The sequence below is a fragment of the Halorarum sp. SLYT50 genome (assembly GCF_059821265.1).
On the sequence record NZ_CM187555.1, the window covers coordinates 73,690 to 91,986 of the forward strand.

General features: G+C 71.2%; 19 protein-coding genes. 9 read left to right on the forward strand and 10 right to left on the reverse strand.

Annotated features, from left to right (window positions below):
* Positions 1-33: 33 nt before the first annotated feature.
* Both gatA and gatC read right to left on the reverse strand, forming a co-directional pair.
* Entirely contained in the window at positions 34-1,305 is a 1,272-nt protein-coding gene (gene gatA / locus AC6RUA_RS00375) for an Asp-tRNA(Asn)/Glu-tRNA(Gln) amidotransferase subunit GatA (protein ID WP_499813986.1), read from the reverse strand.
* Entirely contained in the window at positions 1,306-1,581 is a 276-nt protein-coding gene (gene gatC / locus AC6RUA_RS00380) for an Asp-tRNA(Asn)/Glu-tRNA(Gln) amidotransferase subunit GatC (RefSeq protein ID WP_499813987.1), read from the reverse strand. It abuts the gene before it with no gap.
* Positions 1,582-2,019: 438 nt separating this feature from the next.
* Between gatC and AC6RUA_RS00385 the strand changes: the two genes are divergently transcribed.
* Complete coding sequence (locus AC6RUA_RS00385; protein ID WP_499813988.1) at positions 2,020-3,000, forward strand: transcription initiation factor IIB; 981 nt, start codon at positions 2,020-2,022, stop codon at positions 2,998-3,000.
* A gap of 101 nt (positions 3,001-3,101) precedes the next feature.
* Complete coding sequence (locus AC6RUA_RS00390) at positions 3,102-3,584, forward strand: NUDIX hydrolase (protein WP_499813989.1); 483 nt, start codon at positions 3,102-3,104, stop codon at positions 3,582-3,584.
* A 56-nt stretch (positions 3,585-3,640) separates the two neighbouring features.
* On the opposite strand, the gene AC6RUA_RS00395 is transcribed toward AC6RUA_RS00390, so the two are convergent.
* Both AC6RUA_RS00395 and AC6RUA_RS00400 read right to left on the reverse strand, forming a co-directional pair.
* Complete coding sequence (locus AC6RUA_RS00395; protein ID WP_499815462.1) at positions 3,641-4,720, reverse strand: asparagine synthase C-terminal domain-containing protein; 1,080 nt, start codon at positions 4,718-4,720, stop codon at positions 3,641-3,643.
* Between the two features lie 20 nt (positions 4,721-4,740).
* On the reverse strand, positions 4,741-5,424 hold the full coding sequence (locus AC6RUA_RS00400) for a PHP domain-containing protein (RefSeq protein ID WP_499813990.1): 684 nt from the start codon (positions 5,422-5,424) through the stop codon (positions 4,741-4,743).
* Positions 5,425-5,613: 189 nt separating this feature from the next.
* Here AC6RUA_RS00400 and AC6RUA_RS00405 point away from each other — a divergent pair, with 189 nt between their 5' ends.
* Together AC6RUA_RS00405 and purL are read left to right on the forward strand one after the other, a co-directional pair.
* Positions 5,614-6,216 carry a metal-dependent hydrolase gene (locus AC6RUA_RS00405; RefSeq protein WP_499813991.1) on the forward strand — a complete coding sequence of 201 codons (603 nt, stop codon included), beginning with the start codon at positions 5,614-5,616 and terminating at the stop codon, positions 6,214-6,216.
* 126 nt (positions 6,217-6,342) lie between these two features.
* Positions 6,343-8,475, forward strand: a complete 2,133-nt coding sequence (gene purL / locus AC6RUA_RS00410; RefSeq protein ID WP_499813992.1) for a phosphoribosylformylglycinamidine synthase subunit PurL — start codon at positions 6,343-6,345, stop codon at positions 8,473-8,475.
* A 390-nt stretch (positions 8,476-8,865) separates the two neighbouring features.
* Here purL and AC6RUA_RS00415 read toward each other — a convergent pair whose 3' ends face one another.
* Both AC6RUA_RS00415 and AC6RUA_RS00420 read right to left on the reverse strand, forming a co-directional pair.
* Positions 8,866-9,024 carry a DUF7550 family protein gene (locus tag AC6RUA_RS00415; RefSeq protein ID WP_499813993.1) on the reverse strand — a complete coding sequence of 53 codons (159 nt, stop codon included), beginning with the start codon at positions 9,022-9,024 and terminating at the stop codon, positions 8,866-8,868.
* A 58-nt stretch (positions 9,025-9,082) separates the two neighbouring features.
* Entirely contained in the window at positions 9,083-9,283 is a 201-nt protein-coding gene (locus AC6RUA_RS00420; RefSeq protein WP_499813994.1) for a hypothetical protein, read from the reverse strand.
* 149 nt (positions 9,284-9,432) lie between these two features.
* Here AC6RUA_RS00420 and hisF point away from each other — a divergent pair, with 149 nt between their 5' ends.
* Together hisF and AC6RUA_RS00430 are read left to right on the forward strand one after the other, a co-directional pair.
* Positions 9,433-10,248, forward strand: coding sequence for an imidazole glycerol phosphate synthase subunit HisF (gene hisF, locus AC6RUA_RS00425; protein WP_499813995.1), 816 nt, complete (start codon positions 9,433-9,435; stop codon positions 10,246-10,248).
* Between the two features lie 104 nt (positions 10,249-10,352).
* Positions 10,353-11,465 (forward strand): zinc metalloprotease, encoded by a 1,113-nt coding sequence (locus AC6RUA_RS00430; RefSeq protein ID WP_499813996.1) that lies wholly within the window; start codon positions 10,353-10,355, stop codon positions 11,463-11,465.
* A 43-nt stretch (positions 11,466-11,508) separates the two neighbouring features.
* Here the strand turns inward: AC6RUA_RS00430 and AC6RUA_RS00435 are convergent, their stop codons facing one another.
* On the reverse strand, positions 11,509-12,531 hold the full coding sequence (locus tag AC6RUA_RS00435) for a lysylphosphatidylglycerol synthase transmembrane domain-containing protein (protein ID WP_499813997.1): 1,023 nt from the start codon (positions 12,529-12,531) through the stop codon (positions 11,509-11,511).
* Between the two features lie 179 nt (positions 12,532-12,710).
* Between AC6RUA_RS00435 and AC6RUA_RS00440 the strand changes: the two genes are divergently transcribed.
* The gene (locus AC6RUA_RS00440) at positions 12,711-13,265 is read left to right on the forward strand and encodes a DUF1684 domain-containing protein (RefSeq protein ID WP_499813998.1); all 555 of its coding nucleotides are present in this window, start codon (positions 12,711-12,713) and stop codon (positions 13,263-13,265) included.
* A 30-nt stretch (positions 13,266-13,295) separates the two neighbouring features.
* Here AC6RUA_RS00440 and AC6RUA_RS00445 read toward each other — a convergent pair whose 3' ends face one another.
* From AC6RUA_RS00445 to AC6RUA_RS00455, 3 genes are all read right to left on the reverse strand, one after another.
* The gene (locus AC6RUA_RS00445) at positions 13,296-13,592 is read right to left on the reverse strand and encodes a DNA-directed RNA polymerase subunit L (RefSeq protein ID WP_499813999.1); all 297 of its coding nucleotides are present in this window, start codon (positions 13,590-13,592) and stop codon (positions 13,296-13,298) included.
* Between the two features lie 110 nt (positions 13,593-13,702).
* On the reverse strand, positions 13,703-14,713 hold the full coding sequence (locus AC6RUA_RS00450; protein WP_499814000.1) for an MBL fold metallo-hydrolase: 1,011 nt from the start codon (positions 14,711-14,713) through the stop codon (positions 13,703-13,705).
* Positions 14,714-14,808: 95 nt separating this feature from the next.
* Complete coding sequence (locus AC6RUA_RS00455) at positions 14,809-16,407, reverse strand: hypothetical protein (RefSeq protein ID WP_499814001.1); 1,599 nt, start codon at positions 16,405-16,407, stop codon at positions 14,809-14,811.
* A 197-nt stretch (positions 16,408-16,604) separates the two neighbouring features.
* Between AC6RUA_RS00455 and AC6RUA_RS00460 the strand changes: the two genes are divergently transcribed.
* Positions 16,605-17,273 carry an MBL fold metallo-hydrolase gene (locus tag AC6RUA_RS00460; protein WP_499814002.1) on the forward strand — a complete coding sequence of 223 codons (669 nt, stop codon included), beginning with the start codon at positions 16,605-16,607 and terminating at the stop codon, positions 17,271-17,273.
* A 96-nt stretch (positions 17,274-17,369) separates the two neighbouring features.
* Positions 17,370-18,185: a DUF4097 family beta strand repeat-containing protein gene (locus AC6RUA_RS00465; RefSeq protein WP_499814003.1), complete on the forward strand. Its 816-nt coding sequence runs from the start codon at positions 17,370-17,372 to the stop codon at positions 18,183-18,185.
* Positions 18,186-18,297 lie beyond the last annotated feature (112 nt).

Sequence of the window (18,297 nt, forward strand, 5' to 3'; positions counted from 1 at the left end):
CCCTCCGAGGGGCGGGAGCGGTGACCGGGCGGCTCAGTCCTCGACGGCGCTCGCCGCGCGGATGACCGTCCGCTCGCCGAACGCCGGCCCGACGAACTGCATCCCGACCGGGAGCCCGTCCGCCTCGCCCGCCGGCACCGAGATGGCGGGGAGGTTCGCGAGGTTCACCGGGACCGTGTTCGCGTCCATCAGGTACAGCGAGAGCGGGTCGTCGAGGCTCTCGCCGCGCTTCGGGGGGACGACGGGCATCGTCGGCGTGGCGAGCACGTCGGCCGCCTCGAACGCCTCGTCGAAGTCCCGCGTCACCCACGCGCGGGCGTCCTGCGCCTTCTTGTAGTACTTGTCGTGGTAGCCGGCCGAGAGCGCGTACGTCCCGAGCAGGACGCGCCGCTTGACCTCGGGGCCGAACCCCTCTTCGCGGGAGCGAGCGAACGACTCGTTCCAGTCGCCGTCGCCGCCGTGGACGCCGTAGCGCACCCCGTCGAACCGCGCGAGGTTCGACGACGCCTCCGACATCGCGATGACGTAGTACGCCTGCACCGCGTGTTCGACGGAGGGGAGCGACACCTCCACCGTCTCCGCGCCGTCGGCTTCGAGGGCCGCGAGCGCGTCCTCGAACGCGTCGACGACGGCGTCGTCGGCGCCATCGACCAGTTCCGTCGGGACGCCGACCGTCAGCCCGTCGACGTCGCCGTCGGCGGCCGCGGCGTAGTCGACGTCCGCGCCCTCGTCTCGCGTCGTCGCGTCGTTCTCGTCCGGGCCGGCGACGACGCTCAGGAGGTCGGCGGCCTCCTCGACGGTCGGCGCGAGCGGGCCGACCTGTTCGAGCGAGTTCGCGTACGCCACGACGCCGTACCGCGACACCAGCCCGTAGGTGGGTTTGATTCCGACGACGCCGCAGAACGCCGCCGGGTTCCGGACCGACCCGCCGGTGTCCGTTCCGAGCGCCAGGTCGGCCTCGCCGGCCGCGACGGCCGCCGCGGACCCCCCCGACGACCCGCCGGGGACGCGCTCGGGGTCGACCGGGTTCTTCGTCGGTCCGAACGCCGACGTCTCCGTCGTCCCGCCCATCCCGAACTCGTCCATGTTCGTCTTCCCGACGACGTCCGCGCCGGCCGCCGTCACCCGGTCGACGACCGTCGCGTCGTACGGCGGGACGTAGTCGGCGAGCATCGCCGACCCGCAGGTCGTCCGCACGCCGGCCGTCGAGATGTTGTCCTTGACCGCGATAGTCCGTCCGGCGAGCGGGCCGTCGTCGTCGCCCGCGACGGTCTCCTCGGTGACGAAGGCGTTCAGGTCGGCCATCTACGACACCCGCGGCCCCTTGAAGTACCCCTCCTCGGACTCGGGGGCGTTCGCCAGCGCCTCCTCTTGCGTGAGTCCCCTGCGGACCTCGTCGGGGCGCATCACGTTCACGAGGTCCGGCTCGGACTCGACCGCCGGCACCTCGTCGAGCGCTTCGAAGTACTCCAGCACCTCTGAGAACTGCGTGGCGAACTCCGCTACTTCCTCGTCCGAGAGGTCAACTCGCGCGAGGTCCGCGACGTGCCGGACCTCGTCGGGGTCGACGGCGTCTGCCATGCTCGGGAGGTGCCACGGCCGGGGAGTAAGGGTTTCGATGCCCGCAGCCGGACCGCCGCCCCTCGGGTCTCCGACCGCTCGCGGCACCGGCCGCCGCCTCTCAGACGGACGACCAGCGACCGACGAGCCTGTCGCGGCGGGAATCGAAAGACGCCACCGTGGACGGCGTCGACTGGAACAACCGAACGGGAACGCCCGAATCGCCGTGGCGACTGCCGTACGGGAGCAACGCCTCCTACACGGTCGATCAGCGTGTCTTCATCGGTACACGCGTTTTGTATCAGAACAAGACCATTTCCAAACATTCCATCTCCGTCTCGTAATTTTCACGATTGTGGATACCAGAATCTGCCACCAGATATAAGTCGTTTCCGGACCAACAGAGTACTCGGACGGACCGGGACAAGACGGCGTTTCTCCGATCCACCTAACCCAAAAATGAGTGAGAACGTCCGCGGCTACACGGACGAGCGTGCCCGACAGGCAGACGAGACCGAGAGCGAGGGGGAGCGACAGGAGACGGAGCTCTCGTGTCCCGAGTGCGGTGGGCAGTTAGTCAACGACTCCGAACGCGGGGAGACCGTCTGTCGCGACTGCGGGCTCGTGGTCGAGGAGAACGAGATCGACCGCGGGCCGGAGTGGCGCGCGTTCGACGCCAGCGAGAAAGACGAGAAGAGTCGGGTCGGCGCCCCGACGACGAACATGATGCACGACAACGGGCTGTCGACCAACATCGGCTGGCAGGACAAGGACGCGTACGGCAACTCCCTGTCCAGCCGCCAGCGCGAGAAGATGCAGCGGCTGCGCACCTGGAACGAGCGGTTCCGCACGCGCGACTCGAAGGAGCGCAACCTCAAGCAGGCGCTCGGCGAAATCGACCGCATGGCCAGTGCCCTGGGACTGCCCGAGAACGTCCGGGAGACGGCGTCGGTCATCTACCGGCGCGCGCTCGACGAGGACCTCCTCCCGGGCCGCTCCATCGAGGGCGTCGCCACCGCCAGCCTCTACGCCGCCGCGCGGCAGGCGGGAACGCCGCGCTCGCTCGACGAGATATCCGGCGTCTCGCGCGTCGGCAAGGACGAGGTGGCCCGGACGTACCGCTACGTCGTCCGCGAGCTGAACCTCGAAATCCAGCCCGCCGACCCCGAGAGCTACGTCCCCCGGTTCGCGTCCGACCTGGGGCTCTCCGAGGAGTCCGAGCGGCGCGCACGCCAGCTCCTCCAGACGGCGAAGGAGGAGGGAATCCACTCGGGCAAGTCGCCGGTCGGCCTCGCGGCCGCCGCGGTGTACGCCGCCTCGCTGCTGACGAACGAGAAGGTGACGCAGGGCGAGGTGAGCGACGTGGCCAACATCTCCGAGGTGACCATCCGCAACCGCTACCACGAACTCCTCGAGGCCGAAGAGCAAGTCCACCTCTGAGAGCCACCCGAGAACTTTCCACGCCCTTCGAGGACGACCGCTCGTTTTCGTCGCTCGCGCCGTAACGCAACACCGAAACCGCGCGCACGCGAGCCGCCGCCATGGAGACCACCCGGCACTTCACCGCGACGGTCTACCTCGTCCACGACGGTGCGCTCGCCCTCCACGAACACCCCCGTCTCGGCATCCGCATCCCGCCCGGGGGACACGTCGACCGGGACGAACTCCCGCACGAGGCGGCGCTCCGCGAGGCGTACGAGGAGACGGGGCTGGAGGCGACGCTCGTCGACGATACCGTCCCCGTCCCCGCGCCCGACGGGGAGACGCTCCCGACTCCTCGGTACACGATGCTGTACGACATCAACGTCCACCCGGACGGGACCGTCGGTCACCAGCACGTGGACCTCGTCTACTTCGCCGCGGCCGACTCCCGCCGTATCGACCCCGCGGGCGACGACGAGGAACCCGCGGCCGCCTGGGAGTGGTACACGCCCGCCGACCTCCGCGAGCGCGACGTGGACGCGGACACGGTCGAAATCGGTATCGAAGCCATCGAGACCGTCGCCGAGACCGACGTCGCGTGAAGTGAAACGGGAGGTCCCGGGCAACGAGCGTCGTCGGAGCGATGGCCCGCCCGTACTCACTCGACCAGCGACGCCACGTACCGCCCGACGTGGTTCTCCATCCGTCGTTTGAACCCCGCCCGCCGGGCGAGCCGGTCGAGTTCGCGCGAGACGTACGTGCCGTACTGGACCGCCTTCTTGTCCGCCGACCGGACCGACGCGGGCACGACGCCCGCCGCGGCCCGGCGCAGGGCGACCTTCCGCTCGTCGCGGGTCGCGAGCAGGTCGCCCGGGAGCGCGACCGCCGCGGTCACGACCCGGTCGTGGAGCAGCGGCGCGACCGGTTCGACCCCCGCCGCGCGGAGCGCGAGCACGTCGCGTTCCAACTGGTCGGGGAGGGTCGCCACCGTCTCCCGTCGCGCGCCCCGGACGGTGTCGGCGTCGACCCGGTGGTCGTCGGCCGGGTCGACCACCTTCGCGTAGCCCCCGAACAGTTCGTCCGCGCCCTGACCGACGGCGAGTCGGTCGTGGCCGTCGGCGGCCGCGCGCTCGGCGACGAGATACAGCGGGAGCGAAATCGCGACGTCCATCGGGTTGCTCCGTCCGGTCGCCCGCACCAGTTCGGGGACCGCCCGGCGCAGGTCGTCGTGGGTGAACTCGACGACGGTGAGGCCGCGGTCCATCGCCGCGGCGGCCGCCCGGGCCGCGGCGACGTCGTGACAGCCCTCGAACCCGCCGACGTACAGCGGCGCGTCCGGGACGCCGGCGGCCACGAGCGCCGAGTCGACGCCGCCAGAGAACGCGACGGCCGTCCCCCCCGAATCGACTGCGCGGGTGCTCCGGAGAACCGCCTCCTCGACGGCTCCGAGCGCGTCGTCACCCGGGGTGGGCGGCGGGTCGGGGAGCGCCCACACCCGTTCCGTCTCCCTCCCGTCCACGTCGCGGACGCTCCCGGCCGGGAACGACTGCGCGTCGGTCAGCGCGGTCGGGTCGAACGCCCACCGTGCCGGGTCGGTCGCTTCGGTGAACAGGGGGCGGCGGCCGAGCACGTCGCGCACGAGCGTTCCGTCGAGTTCCCCCGCGAACCCGGCGGTCCCCGGGAGCGGGTCGGTCCGGTCGACCGCCGCGCGAACGGTCGCCGGGTCCGCGCCGTCGATGCGGGGAGCGGACGGCACGGTTACAGCATCTCGGTCAGCCGCCGGCGCACGCGGCGCTTGGCCCCGCCGGCGGCCTGTCGGAAGGAGACGTGCCACGGCGTGCGCTGTCCGACGACGCTCGTCCGCCCGTCGCGGACGGCGTCGAGGATGGCGTCCGCGGAGCGCTCGGTCGCCCCCACCTCGGTGACGGCCTGTCCGACCATCTCCGCGATGTGGGCGTCGCTCCCGGCGGTCATCGGGACGTCGTGGGTGAGCGCGAACTCCCGCGCCTGCCGGTTCGACCGCCCGGTGAGCAGCCGGGAGTTGTACACCTCGATGGCGTCCGCGTCGGCCAACTGCTCGGCGGAGACGTGCGGCGCGACGCCGTGGCGCGACTTCTGGAACGGGTGGGGGACGACCGCGATGCCCCCCTGGTCGCGGACGGCCGCGAGCGTCTCGTCGTACGACTGGCCCGGCCGAACCGGCTCGTCGATGCCGAACGCGAGGACGTGCCCCGCGGCGCTCGTGACTTCCATCCCGACGATGCCGACGAGTCCGTACTCGTCGGCCCGCTCGGCGGCGTCGAGGCTGGCGTCGAGCTGGTCGTGGTCGGTGACCGCGAGCGCGTCGAGTCCGACTGCGGCCGCCTGCTCGAGCAGGAGTTCGACCGGGTCGCGGCCGTCGTGTGACTGCTCCGAGTGGCTGTGCAGCTCGACCGATAACACGGGCGGAGCTACTGGGGGGTGATAGAAAAGCGGCGCGGTCCGTCCACGCCGTCGCGTCCCGTCCGGGGGACGAACGCGGCGACGACGGCCGGTCGAGCGCCCGCTGCGGGGTGGTGAGAGCGAGTGCGCGCCGACCGGCAGCCCCCGAGACGGATAAGTACCGCCGGGGCGTACTCGCGGCCAGTTCGCATGATGGCGACGACACACGCGCTGGTCGGGGGGACGCTGGGAGCGGCGGTGTCGCTCCTCGCGCCCGAACTCGCACCGGTCGCGCTCCCGGCCGGCGCGGCCGGCGGGCTGTTTCCCGACCTGGACCTCTACGCCGGTCACCGGCGCACGCTCCACTTCCCCGTCTACTACTGGCCCGTCGCCCTGCTCGCGGGCGCGTTCGCGCTCGCGGCGCCGACGCCGGTCACGGTCGCGGCCGCGGTGTTCCTGCTCGCGGCGGCGCTCCACTCCGGGATGGACGCGTTCGGCGGCGGCCTCGAACTCCGACCGTGGGAGACCACCTCCGAGCGGGCGGTGTACGACCACCTCCGGGGGCGGTGGCTCGCCCCCCGCCGCTGGGTGCGCTACGACGGCGCGCCCGAGGACCTGCTCGTGGCGGGCGCGGCCGCCGTCCCGCCGTTCGTCGTCGCCGACGCGCCCCTCGTTCGCCGCGGAGTCGTCGCGCTGGTGGTCGCCTCCGCGGCGTACGTCGCGCTCCGGCGTCCGCTCGCCACCCTCGCCGAACGGGTCGCCGCCGCCCTCCCCGCTCCCGTCCGGCCGTACCTCCCCGAGCGCTTCATGTAGCCGCCCCATCGACGTCCCGTCGCCGGTACTCCCTTCCGGCGTGTCGGACCGGGACGCCCGCCGCTCGGGGTGCACGAACGTGCGCATAGAAAGCCATTTCATCGCCGGATGCGAGCGTAAACGTGAATGCCACTCGCCGACGCCGACCGCGAACTCGTCGTCGCGGAACTCGGTCGCGAGCCGACGCGGACCGAGGCCGTCCTGTTCGAGAACCTCTGGAGTGAACACTGCGCGTACCGGTCGTCGCGCCCGCTCCTGTCGGCGTTCGACTCCGAGGGAGAGTCGGTCGTCGTCGGGCCGGGCGACGACGCGGCCGTCGTCTCGCTGGACGAGGAGACGTACGTCACGCTGGGCATCGAGAGCCACAACCATCCCTCGTACGTCGACCCGTTCGACGGGGCCGCGACGGGCGTCGGCGGCATCGTCCGCGACACGATGAGCATGGGCGCGTACCCCGTCGCGCTGGCGGACTCGCTGTACTTCGGCGGGTTCGACCGCGACCACTCGCGGTACCTCTTCGAGGGGGTCGTCGAGGGAATCGGCCACTACGGCAACTGCATCGGCGTCCCGACGGTCGCCGGGTCGGTCGCGTTCCACGACGGTTACGAGGGAAACCCGCTGGTCAACGTCGCCTGCGTCGGGCTCACCACGGCCGACAGGCTGGTGACGGCCGTCGCCGAGGAACCGGGGAACGCGCTCGTTCTCGTCGGGAACGCGACGGGTCGCGACGGACTGGGCGGCGCGTCGTTCGCCTCCGAGGACCTGAGCGAGGACGCCGAGACCGAGGACCGGCCCGCCGTGCAGGTGGGCGACCCCTACGCAGAGAAGCGGCTCGTCGAGTGCAACGAGGCGCTGCTGAACGAGCGCCTCGTCGTCTCCGCGCGCGACCTGGGAGCGGCGGGGCTGGGCGGCGCGTCCTGCGAACTGGTCGCGAAAGGCGGGCTCGGCGCGCGCATCGACCTGAACGCAGTCCACCAGCGCGAGTCCGGGATGAACGCGACCGAGATACTGCTCGCGGAGTCTCAGGAGCGGATGGTGTACGAGGTGCGCCCGGGTGACGTGGACCGGGTCGCGGCGCTCGCGGAGCGCTTCGACCTCGGCTGTTCGGTTATCGGCGAGGTGACCGAGGGGAACTACGTCTGCACGTTCGCCGGCGCGGACGGCGAACGCGAGACGGTGGTCGACGCCCCGGCGGAGTTCCTCGGGGACGGCGCGCCGATGAACGACCTCGACCGGACGGAGCCGACCGCTCCCGAGCGTGACCTGCCGGACTCCGACCTGTCGGCGGCGTTCGAGGCGGTCGTCGGCCACCCGAACACCGCGAGCAAGCGCTGGGTGTACCGCCAGTACGACCACGAGGTCGGCGCGCGGACGGTCGTCCGTCCCGGCGAGGACGCCGCCGTGCTGGCGATACGCGAGGCCGAGACCGGGCTCGCGCTGTCGTCGGGCGCGGAGCCGCGGTGGACCGAGGCCGCCCCGTACGAGGGCGCGCGCGCCGTCGCGCTGGAGAACGCGACCAACCTCGCAGCGGTCGGGGCGACGCCGCTCGCGGCGGTGGACTGTCTCAACGGCGGCAACCCCGAGAAGCCCGAGGTGTACGGCGCGTTCGCGTCGGCCGTCGACGGTCTCGCCGACATGTGTTCGGCTCTCTCGGTGCCGGTCGTCGGCGGGAACGTCTCGCTGTACAACGACTCCGCGGCCGGCCCGGTACCGCCGACGCCGACGCTGGCGATGGTCGGGACGACCGACGGGACCGACGGGTACGGCGCGCCCCCGACGGCGTTCGCGGGCGAGGGGACGCTCCTCCACGTGGGCGCTCCGGGGGGCGCGCTCGGCGGGTCGGAGTACCTCGCGCACGCCGGCGGGAGCGACCGTTTCCCCACGCTCCCGGAGAACCCCGCCGCAGTCGTCGACGCCCTCTCGTCGGTCGCGGCCCGCGGGGACACGCTCGCGGTCCACGACGTGAGCCACGGCGGGCTGGCGGTCACACTCGCGGAGGGCGTGACCGACGACGCCGGCGCGGTCGTGAGTGTGCCCGGTCGGCTCGCGCTGTTCGACGAGACGCCGGGTCGGGCGGTCGTGGAGACGACGGACCCCGAAGCGGTCCGCGCGGCGTTCGACGGGGTCGCACCCGTCGAGACGCTCGGCGAGGCGACGACCGACGGCACGCTCTCGGTGAGTCTCGGCGAGGCGGAACTGGCGTACGACGCGGCCGAGATTCGCGACCTCCGCGCGGTCATCGAACGCGAACTCGACTGAGCGTCGGAGACCTCCACCGGTTCGACCCCGGCCGGTCGAGCGGCGCACGCCGCGGCCGTCGGTCGGACACAAGCGGTTAAAGGCAGGCCCGTCGAACGAGGGGTGTGCGACGCTCAGCCCTCCTGCTCACGTGCTGTCTGTGTGTGCTGCTCGTCGGCTGTGCCGGGCCACCGCCCGACCCCACTCCCGGGCCGCCGGAGGGGAGCCTGACCGGGACGCCCGCCCCGACGCCTGGCACCCCGGGAACCCCGCTGTCGCCGCCCGGCGAGACGGTGACGACCGCTCCGGCGGCGCAGGGCGTGGCAGGGAGCGCAACGCGACCGACGCCGACCGGGCGGCGGTCGACCGCCGCCCGGTCCGCCCGGCGTGACGGCGGGTACGCGGGGTCGGTTACAGGAGGAGCAGCGGGAGTCCGAACGCGACGAAGAGGCCGACGAGCGCGATGCCCGCGCCGACCGCCGCCCGGCCGGTCGAGAACGGCTGCATCGGTGAGGTCACGCGGTCGTCGTCGAACTCGCGGAAGTGCTCGTGGTCGTGGTGGTCGGCCATACTCGGACCTGACGCTCGCGGCCACTTAATCGCTCGTGGTTCGCTCGTCGGTCGACGCTCACTGGTCGACGAACCCGCGGTTCCAGAGGACGAGGAACCCGGCGACGAACGCTCCCATCCAGACCGCGAAGCTGACGAGAAAGAGGTTCCAGCCGGCGGCCGACCCGCCGAGCAAGACGGACCCCGCGCCGGCGGCCATCCCGACGGCGCTCGCGCCGACGGCGAGGGCCGCGAGCCCGGCGGTCGAGATACGGCGCACGACCGTCCACTGGCGGTCGAAGCTATTTGAACGTCCCCATCGGGCGGGTCGCCGCGCGTCGGCGCTCCGGCCGCTCTCGTTCGTCGGACGACGCCGGGCAGGCCACCCCAGTCGAAACCGTGAAGCACCGGTCGGAACTACCCCCGGTAGTGACCCTCACGAAGCGAATCATCCCCTGCATCGACGTGGACCTCGACGAGGAGGGTGACGCCGCGGTGTACACGGGCGTCAACTTCGCGGACCTCGAGTACTCGGGCGACCCCGTCGAGATGGCGCGCAAGTACAACGAGGCGGGCGCGGACGAGTTCGTCTTCCTCGACATCACCGCCTCCGCGGAGGGACGCGAGACGATGCTCGACACGGTGTCGGCCGTCGCCGACGAGTGTTTCATCCCGCTCACCGTCGGCGGCGGCATCCGGACGCGCGAGGACATCAAGGAGACGCTCCGGGCGGGCGCGGACAAGGTGTCAATCAACTCGGGCGCCATCGCCGACCCGACGCTCGTCGAGTCCGGCGCGGACGCGTTCGGGAGCCAGTGTATCGTCATCTCGGTCGACGCCCGCCGCCGCTTCGACGAGGAGGGGGAACACTACGTCGACGTCGACGGGGAGTCGTGCTGGTTCGAGTGCACGGTGAAGGGAGGCCGCGAGGGGACCGGTCTCGACGTGGTCGAGTGGGCCGCGGAGGCCGAGTCGCGCGGGGCCGGCGAACTGTTCGTGAACTCCATCGACGCCGACGGGACGAAGGACGGCTACGACGTCCCGCTGACGCGGGCGGTCTGCGAGGCGGTGTCGACGCCCGTCATCGCCTCCTCGGGCTGTGGCGGCCCGGAGGACATGTACGAGGTGTTCACCGAGGCCGGTGCCGACGCGGCGCTCGCCGCCTCCATCTTCCACTTCGACGAGTACGGCATCCGCGAGGTCAAGGAGTACCTCGCCGAACGGGACGTTCCCGTCCGGCTGTGAGCCTGCGAGCGTCCGCGAACGCCGGCGAGCGCCGTCGCTCGGTTCGAGCGGCGATAATCGGTCGGGAGCATTGAAGTAGCGGTCGGGGGTCCGTCCGCACACGAATGCGTACGGCAGCCCTCCTCTGCCTACTGGTCGCTCTCGCCGGGTGCGGCGGTGCGGTACTCGACGGTCCGCCGGCGACGCAGGCCGACGGCGCGACGCCGGTAGAGGGTCAGACGACTTCCCCGCCGGGGACGGCGACTCCGGATTCGACGCCCACACCGGTGGCGACCGGAACGGAGACGCCCGCTCCGGCGACACCACTGACCACGACACCGACCCCGGAACCGACGGCCGTCCCGGAGCCGCCGTCGAACCCGTGGCGCGCCACCCCGGTGACCGTCGACGTCGTCGCCCCCGATAACGCGACGCGAGAGTATCGGTCGCTCGTCGGACGGGCGCTCCGGTTCTGGGAGAACGAGTCTACCGGCTACGAACTCACCTACCGACTCACGGACGACGAGGACGCCGACGTGACGGTCCGGTTCGTCGCCGACGTCACCACGGCGTGCGGGGGGGAGCGGTCGGTGGGCTGTGCGCCGAACGTCGAGAGAGGCGAGCCCGCGCCCGACCCGACGGTCGTCAGAGTGGAGACCGGGTACACGGACGAGTCGACGCTCGCCACGCTCAAACACGAGTTCGGACACACCCTCGGCTACGACCACGACGACGCGGACGAGTATGGGTTCATGGCGGCAGAAGGGCGGGTCGTCGGCCTGTCCGATCCGAACGCCACGTCGCTCGACAACCCGTGGGCGGACGACAGCCTGTTCGTGTACGCCGACTACCCGGACGTGGTCGAGAGTCAGCGCGTCGAGTACGAGGAGGCGGTCGAGCGAGCGGTCGCGTTCTACCGGACCGACGAGCGGTCGACGCTCCCACCCGGCGCGAGCCTGGAGTTCACGACGGACCGCGCGGCCGCGGACGTCGTCGTCGAGTTCCCTCGGGACGGGTCGTTCCGTTCGTCGGGGGAGCGATACGGGTACGACAACGACACCGACCCGGCGCTCGAACGGTTCGAGCGGTACGAGATCACCCTCGCGGACGTCGACGAGGACCACCTCGCGTGGCACGTCGGTTACTGGCTCGGGTGGGCGTTCGGCGCGGAGTCGGTCGACGACCTCCCGGCCCCGTTCGACGACCCCGAGACGGACGACCGGGAGGACTGGGAGTAGTCGCGGTACTCGCGGACGGCGGCGAGTCCACGACTCCGCTCGCTCAGGTCCGGCGGACCTGCACCAGCGCCGCTCCCCCGCCGACCGCGACGACGAACCAGTAGGAGGCGACGCGGTACAGGAGCGCGATGGAGGCCGCCGTGGCGACCGGGACGCCCGCGAGCGCGACCAGCAGGCCGGTGACGGCCGCCTCGACGCCGCCGAGTCCCCCGGGGGTCGGGACGAACGACGCCAGCGTGCTGGCGGGGACGACGAACAGGACGAGCAGCGGGTCGATACGCACGCCGACGGTCAGCGAGGCCAGATACAGCGGTACCGCGAAGAACACCCACCCGGCGTACGCGTACGCGAGCGTGTACCAGACCGTGTGTCCGGTGTCGGTGATGACCTCCAGTTGCGCGTAGAACCGTTCCAGTCGCTCGCGGACGCCCGCCACGTCGAGACGGTCCGTCCGGCTGGCGACGGGGGCGAGCAGCCGGACGAGGAGCGCCTCGACCGCGTCGCGCCGCGTCCAGAGGAGGTAGCCGACGCCGGGGAGGACGAACAGCAGCGCCGCCAGCCCGTAGATGAGGTTCTGCGCGTTCGAGGGGACGCTGTCGGTCGCCGCGAGCGCGACGAACCCGACGCCCGCGAACGTGAAGAACGGGACGAGGTTCAGCGTATCGCTCACGACGACCGACGCGAGCGCGTTCTCGAAGGAGGCGCGGTCGTCCGTCGACAGCACGTACGCGACGAACGGACCGCCGCCCGCCTTGCCGAACGGCGTGACGTAGTCGGCGAACGTCGCGGCGAAGTAGGTGACGACGATGGTCCGGAACGGAATTTCCACGTCCACGGCCGCGAGGATGACGTCCCACGCCTTCGACCAGACGACGAGGCAGACCGCCGTCGAGACGCACGCCAGCGCGAGCCACCGCAGGTCGGCACCGCGGAGCGTTCGGGCGATTTCCTCCCACCCGACGACGCGGCCGAACAGGTAGAGGACGACGCCGGCGACGAGGAACCCGACGAGTGACTTGCCAGCGGTGCGCGCGTCGACGCTCCCGCGGTCAGTCGAGGTGGTCACGGTCGGCGTTCGAACGGGGGGGCGATAAGCCCGCAGGCCGCGGGGATATACGCGGACGTACCCGGGAACCACCGACCTCCCCGCTCCCCGGCGCTGCCGGTCGGTCGGGCCGTCGGGTGACGACGGCCGTCGACCGAGGCTCGAGGAACGTTCTTCCGGACCGAGGCGCTACGACGGGTATGACCGTCGACGCCGACTACGCCGACCGGGTCCGGGAACAGCGACGGAAGAAGGACGAGTTCTTCGCCGGCCACCCGCAATCACCGGTTCCGGCGGCCGAGCGCGCCGACTTCGCCGGCCTCCGGTACTTCGACCCCGACCCGGCGTACCGGTTCGAACTCCCGCTCCACGAACACGACGACGCCGAGGAGATACTGGTCGAGACGACACACGACGGCGAGCGCCGCTACCGCAACGTCGGGGAGTTCCGGCCGGGGGTGGACGGGGAGGATGTGACGGTTCAGGCGTACCGCGCCGCGGGCGACGACCACCGCCTGTGGGTGCCGTTCCGGGACGCGACGAACGGCGAGGAGACGTACCCCGCCGGTCGGTATCTCGATCTCGAGGACCCCGACGACCGGACCGACGAGGGCGACTGGGTGCTCGACTTCAACGAGGCGTACAACCCGTACTGCGCGTACTCCGAGGCGTACGAGTGTCCGCTCGTCCCGACGGCGAACTGGCTCGACGTCGCGGTGCGCGCGGGCGAGAGAGCGCCGAGCGACGACGGGTGACCGGACCGTCGGGCCGGTCGTCTCGTCCCGTCAGACCGCGCCCGCGAGGCCGGCCTCGAGTTCGTCGTACAGCGCGGTCATGCGGTCGGAGACGCCGTTCGCGGCGGTCTCGAGCGCGTCCAGCGGGTCGACGCTGCCGTCGGTGGTGATAGAGAGGATGGGTTCGGTCTGTCCCCCGGACTGCTCGGGGTTCATGTCGTACGTCGCGGCGACGACTCCGTCCGTCTCGAGGAGTTCGCCCTTGAGGACGTTCATGAACGTGTGGTCCTCGTCCGCGACTTCGATGCGGAGTTCCTCGTCGGTCTTGTCGAGCACGCGGAGTTCCATGCCCCCGGATTGACCGCTCCGGCGTTTCAGTGTTGCGTTCGCCGGGTCCGCCGACGGCGGGTCGCCCTCGAACGCGGTCCGCCAGTCGTCGCCGGCGAATTCGGTCGAATTCAGTCGACGCGCTCCGCGTCCACGTCGGGAAACAGCGCGTCGACGTCCGGGTTCGACCCGGTCAGGTAGTACTCCCGTCCGTCGCGGTCCGCGACGCCACTGGCCGCGAGGTGGTCGAGGTGTGCGAACGCCTCGCCCGGTCCGTGGAGGACGTGGATGGAGTCGAGCGTCCCGAAGAGGTCGGCGCTCACCTCCCACGGGGTCGCCGGTCCCCGCCCGAGTACGTCGACGACGTTCGCCGTCCGCTCGCGGTGGTGTCGGAGTATCGTCGCCGCGCGCCCGGCCGGGTCGGCGATGCAGTCGCGGTGGCCGGGCCACGCCGCCGCCCAGTCGCGGTCGAGTATCTCGAGGAGACTCTCGACGTACCGCCCCAGCGGACGCTCGACGCGCACGTCCGCGCCGCCGACGTTCGGCGTGTACTCGGGGAGAATCGCGTCGCCGACGAACGCCTCGTCCGCGTCGGCGTCTGCGAACGCGGTCAGCCCGGCCGCGTGCCCGGGGAGGTGAACGGCCTCCAGCGACCGCCCGTTCACGTCGAACGCGTCGCCGTCGACGAACGGCGTCACGTCGACCGGTTCGCCGCCGAGGGCGGCGTGGTCGGCGAGAACCGCGGACAACTCCTCGCGCGGACCGTCGGGCATCCCCCACGACTCCACGGTGGCGCGCAGTCGCTCGCGCTGTTCGAGCGGGGACTCCTCGCCGGACACGAGCGGCGCGTCCGCCTCGTGGACGTGGACCGTCGCGCCCGACTCGGCCTGAATCTCGCCCGCGAGCCCCGCGTGGTCGTGGTGCCAGTGGGTGAGGAGCAGGCGGTCGACGTCCGCGAGCGCGTGGCCGTGGGTCGCCAGCCCCGCCTCCAGGTCCTCGCGGACGGACGGGAGCGCGACGCCCGTGTCGACCAGGACCGTCTCGGTTCCGGTCGCGTCTCCGGCGTTCCCGTCGCGGCCGTCGAGGAGGTAGACGTCGTTCTGCCCCTCGAACGCGGTGTTGTGCAGGCGGATTCGCTCCACGGGGACGCTCCGGGGGCGGCGGGGAAGAGTGGTTCGGACCCGAACCCGACCCTCGGTCGTTCCGGTGAGTCGGAACCCGGTCGTGGGTGCGAGCGTCAGACGTCGGCGACGTAGACGGCTCCCTGCTGACGGTTCGGACGGTTCGTGCTGGGGGCACCGACGACCACACGGTCCCCGTCGAGAGCGAGGGCGCTCGCGAATCGGGGGCCCGACTGCAGGTACGGTTCGTCGTCGACCCTCGCCAGTCGCGTCCAGGTGTCGCCGCGTTTCTCGAACAGGTACACCGTGCCCGGACCGCGGGCCAGGAGTCTCTCCCCCTGGAGTACCACGGGACCGCCGACGTCGGACAACGTGTCCGTCCGGGTCCATCCAGTTCCGGTCCGCTCGAACACGTCGACTCCCCCCGACGTATCACTCCCCGCGACGACGACTCGGTCGCCGTCGATGTCGACGTACTCGCCGAAAAAGGGCGCGGCAGAGTCGCCTTCGAGTACCGGTCCTCGGGTCCACTCGCCGTCCTCGCCGGACCGCTCGAACACGTACGCACCGCCGACGAGGTTTGCCCCCTGCTCGTCGCGCCGAAGCGGCGTCCCGACGACGGTGGCGTCGCCCGAGACCGCTCCGTCGCCGATGTACGGAAAGTCGTTACCTACCTCACCGGCAAACGTGGCCGTCCGTTGCCACATCCCCCAATCTGACTCTAGGAAGTAAGCTGCGCTGTAGGCGAATTCCCTCAGCTCTTCCTCCTCCACCTCAAAAAACGGGATCTCGTACACAAACGCACTCGCCGTCACGAGTAGCGTCGACCCATCGGTGTCGACCGAACCGTCCGATCGGTCCACGTCATATGAGTCACCGAGGTTGAATGGAAACGCGAACTGGTCCCGCAGCGTCCACGCTCCCGTCTCGGCTTCTCGCTCGAACAACGCGACCTTGTCCGCGTAATCACTGCCGAAGAACGCGGTGTCACCCGCAACGGTGAGATTCGTCCCGAAACGGGAGTATCCCGGCGGTGCGAGGAGCTTCTGTGCCTGTGTCCATTCCCCGCCTGCCCGCTCAAAGGCGTAGACCGCACCGGACCCCGAACGCGGAGAGACCGTATACGTTGGCGCGGCGACGAGCAGGGTCGACCCGTCGAGCCCGACTGCTCTCCCGAACTCATCTCCCTCGTCGAGTCCCCTCACCACCAGCGCCTCCATCCCGGTCGGTGCCGCGTACGGGAGCGTCACCGCCAATCGAGAGCGTCCACTGACGTTGACCGTCGAAAAGTCGATGAGTTCCTGTTCGTCGTCGAAGGAGAACTCCCCCTCGGGAAGCGGGTAGACCACAAGCGAGAGCATGTGCGTGTTCCGTGTCTCGAACTCCACGGAGGCGACCCCGTCCGCTACCTGGATCGGCTCTGCGGTGATAGACTGACGGAGGCCGGGGCGAAGCGAGTTGAGCCACGTGTCGCGCTCGATGACCTCGTCGCCATCGAGGTGCGCGTACTGGACGAGCCGGTTCTGCCGACCGTAGAAGTCCCTTCTCGTCTCCCCGAGCGTCTCGATCGGGTCGCCCTCGATGAGGTCGACCTGGTAGTACTGGTGGTCGTCCGACTGAGCCGCCGCGCTCTGCGCGCCGACGCCGAGCAGACCCACCGCGGCTGCACCCGCCTTGAGGACGGTCCGCCTCGACAGCGAGTCGTTCGAATTCATGGAATATCCCGGCCGTGATGCGATGCGGACCGACTAATACCGGCCGAATAGTTCACGACCGTCGCCGTTCGAAGGGACGGATTACGACGGGTTGGGGTGCCGTTTCCGCGTCTCCGTCTCGCCGTCGGGTCTCTCGAACGCCGAACGCTCCGTCGTCGGCCGGACGAAATTAAATACCCGGGGCTGAATACGCCCGTATGGCTATCCCGCCGGACCACGTCTTCCGCTTCGGGCTGACCGGCGTCAACGCCTACCTCGTCGACGACGGGGAGGTGACGCTCGTGGACGCGGGAACCCCGTGGGACGCGAAGCGCCTGGTGGGAAGACTGGCGGACGCGGGCTACGAGACGCCGGACGTCGACCGCGTCCTCCTCACCCACTACGACCTCGACAACGTCGGCTCGCTGGCGGACCTCGGTCTCGACGCGACGGTCCACATCGCCGACCCCGACGCGACCTACCTCGACGGCGCCCGTCCGCCGTGGACGCCACACAAGGCGTTCCTCCAGCGGGTCGGCGCGTTCCTGACCCCGCCGCCCGACGTCCGCGTCCGACGGGTTGGCGACCGGGAGGAACTCGGCGGGTTCACCGCGTACCGGACGCCGGGGCACACGCCCGGACACACGGCGTACGTCCACCGGGAGTTCGGCGTGGCGTTCGTCGGCGACATGGTGCGCGAGTCCGACGGGTCGCTCCGCCCGTCGCCGTGGCTCACGTCGTACGACACGGCCGAGAACCGCGCCAGCATCGGTCGGTTCGTCGCCGCCCTCGGACCCGACGGACCGGACGTGCTCGCGGTGGGTCACGGCGACCCCGTCCGCGAGGCGGGACTCGACGAACTCGCTCGTCTCGCACGCGACGGCTGACTCGGCGGCGGGTGCGGCTTCCAGTCGGCGAGACCCACGGGACGTGCTCGCACGGTTCGCACGAACGTTAAGTTCCGACCGAGCCTCGAATCTGTCATGGAGTTCACTCGTCGGGCCTACCTCTCCACGGTGACGGCGGGAGCGACGCTCGGTCTCGCCGGGTGTATCGACGTTCCGGGGACCCCGGGGTTCGAGCGCAGCGAGCGACGGACCGAACCCGTCGACGGTGCGACCGCGCTGACGGTCTCGAACCGCAACGGCGACGTGACCGTCGAAACGCACGACGGCGACGCCGTCGTGCTCGAGGTCCTGAAGCGCGGCCCCTCCGAGGAGGCGGTGAACCGCGTCGGCGTCGAGACCAGCCGCGAGGACGGAACCCTCGCCGTCGAGACCGTGGTGCCGGAGCGCTCGTTCCCGTCCGTCTCCGTGACGCTCGACGTCCGCGTGCCCGCCGGACTCGCCGTCACGCGCGCCGAGACGGTCAACGGGCACGCGGCGGTGCGCGGAACGACCGGGGACGCCACCGTCGCGACGACCAACGGCGACGCGACCGCCGAGGACGTCGAGGGGTTCGTCGCGCTCCGGACGGTGAACGGGCGGGCGGCCGCGACGGGGACCGCCGGGTTCGACGGCGCGAGTGCGGTCAACGGCAGCGTCGAGGCCGAGGTCCGCGCGGTCCGGGAGGACGTGACGGCCGAGACGACGAACGGCGAGGTGGACCTGCTGGTCGACGAGTCGCTCGACCTCGACGTCGTTCTGGAGACGAGCAACGGGTCCGTCGCCGTCGAGGACCTCGACCTGACGGACGCGACGTACGGTCGTCGCCGCATCGTCGGGCGACTGAACGACGGCGGTCCCCGTCTCCTCGGCCGAACCGGGAACGGGCGGGTGGAACTCGGTCCGCTCGAGTGACGCGGCTGGTCGAGGAGTCGGACGGCGACGTCGAGATGGGCGTCTCGGGGACGGCGGTCACCGTTCGACTCCCGCCGACGGGCGAGCGGAGGCGTCGCTCTCGGGTGCCGTC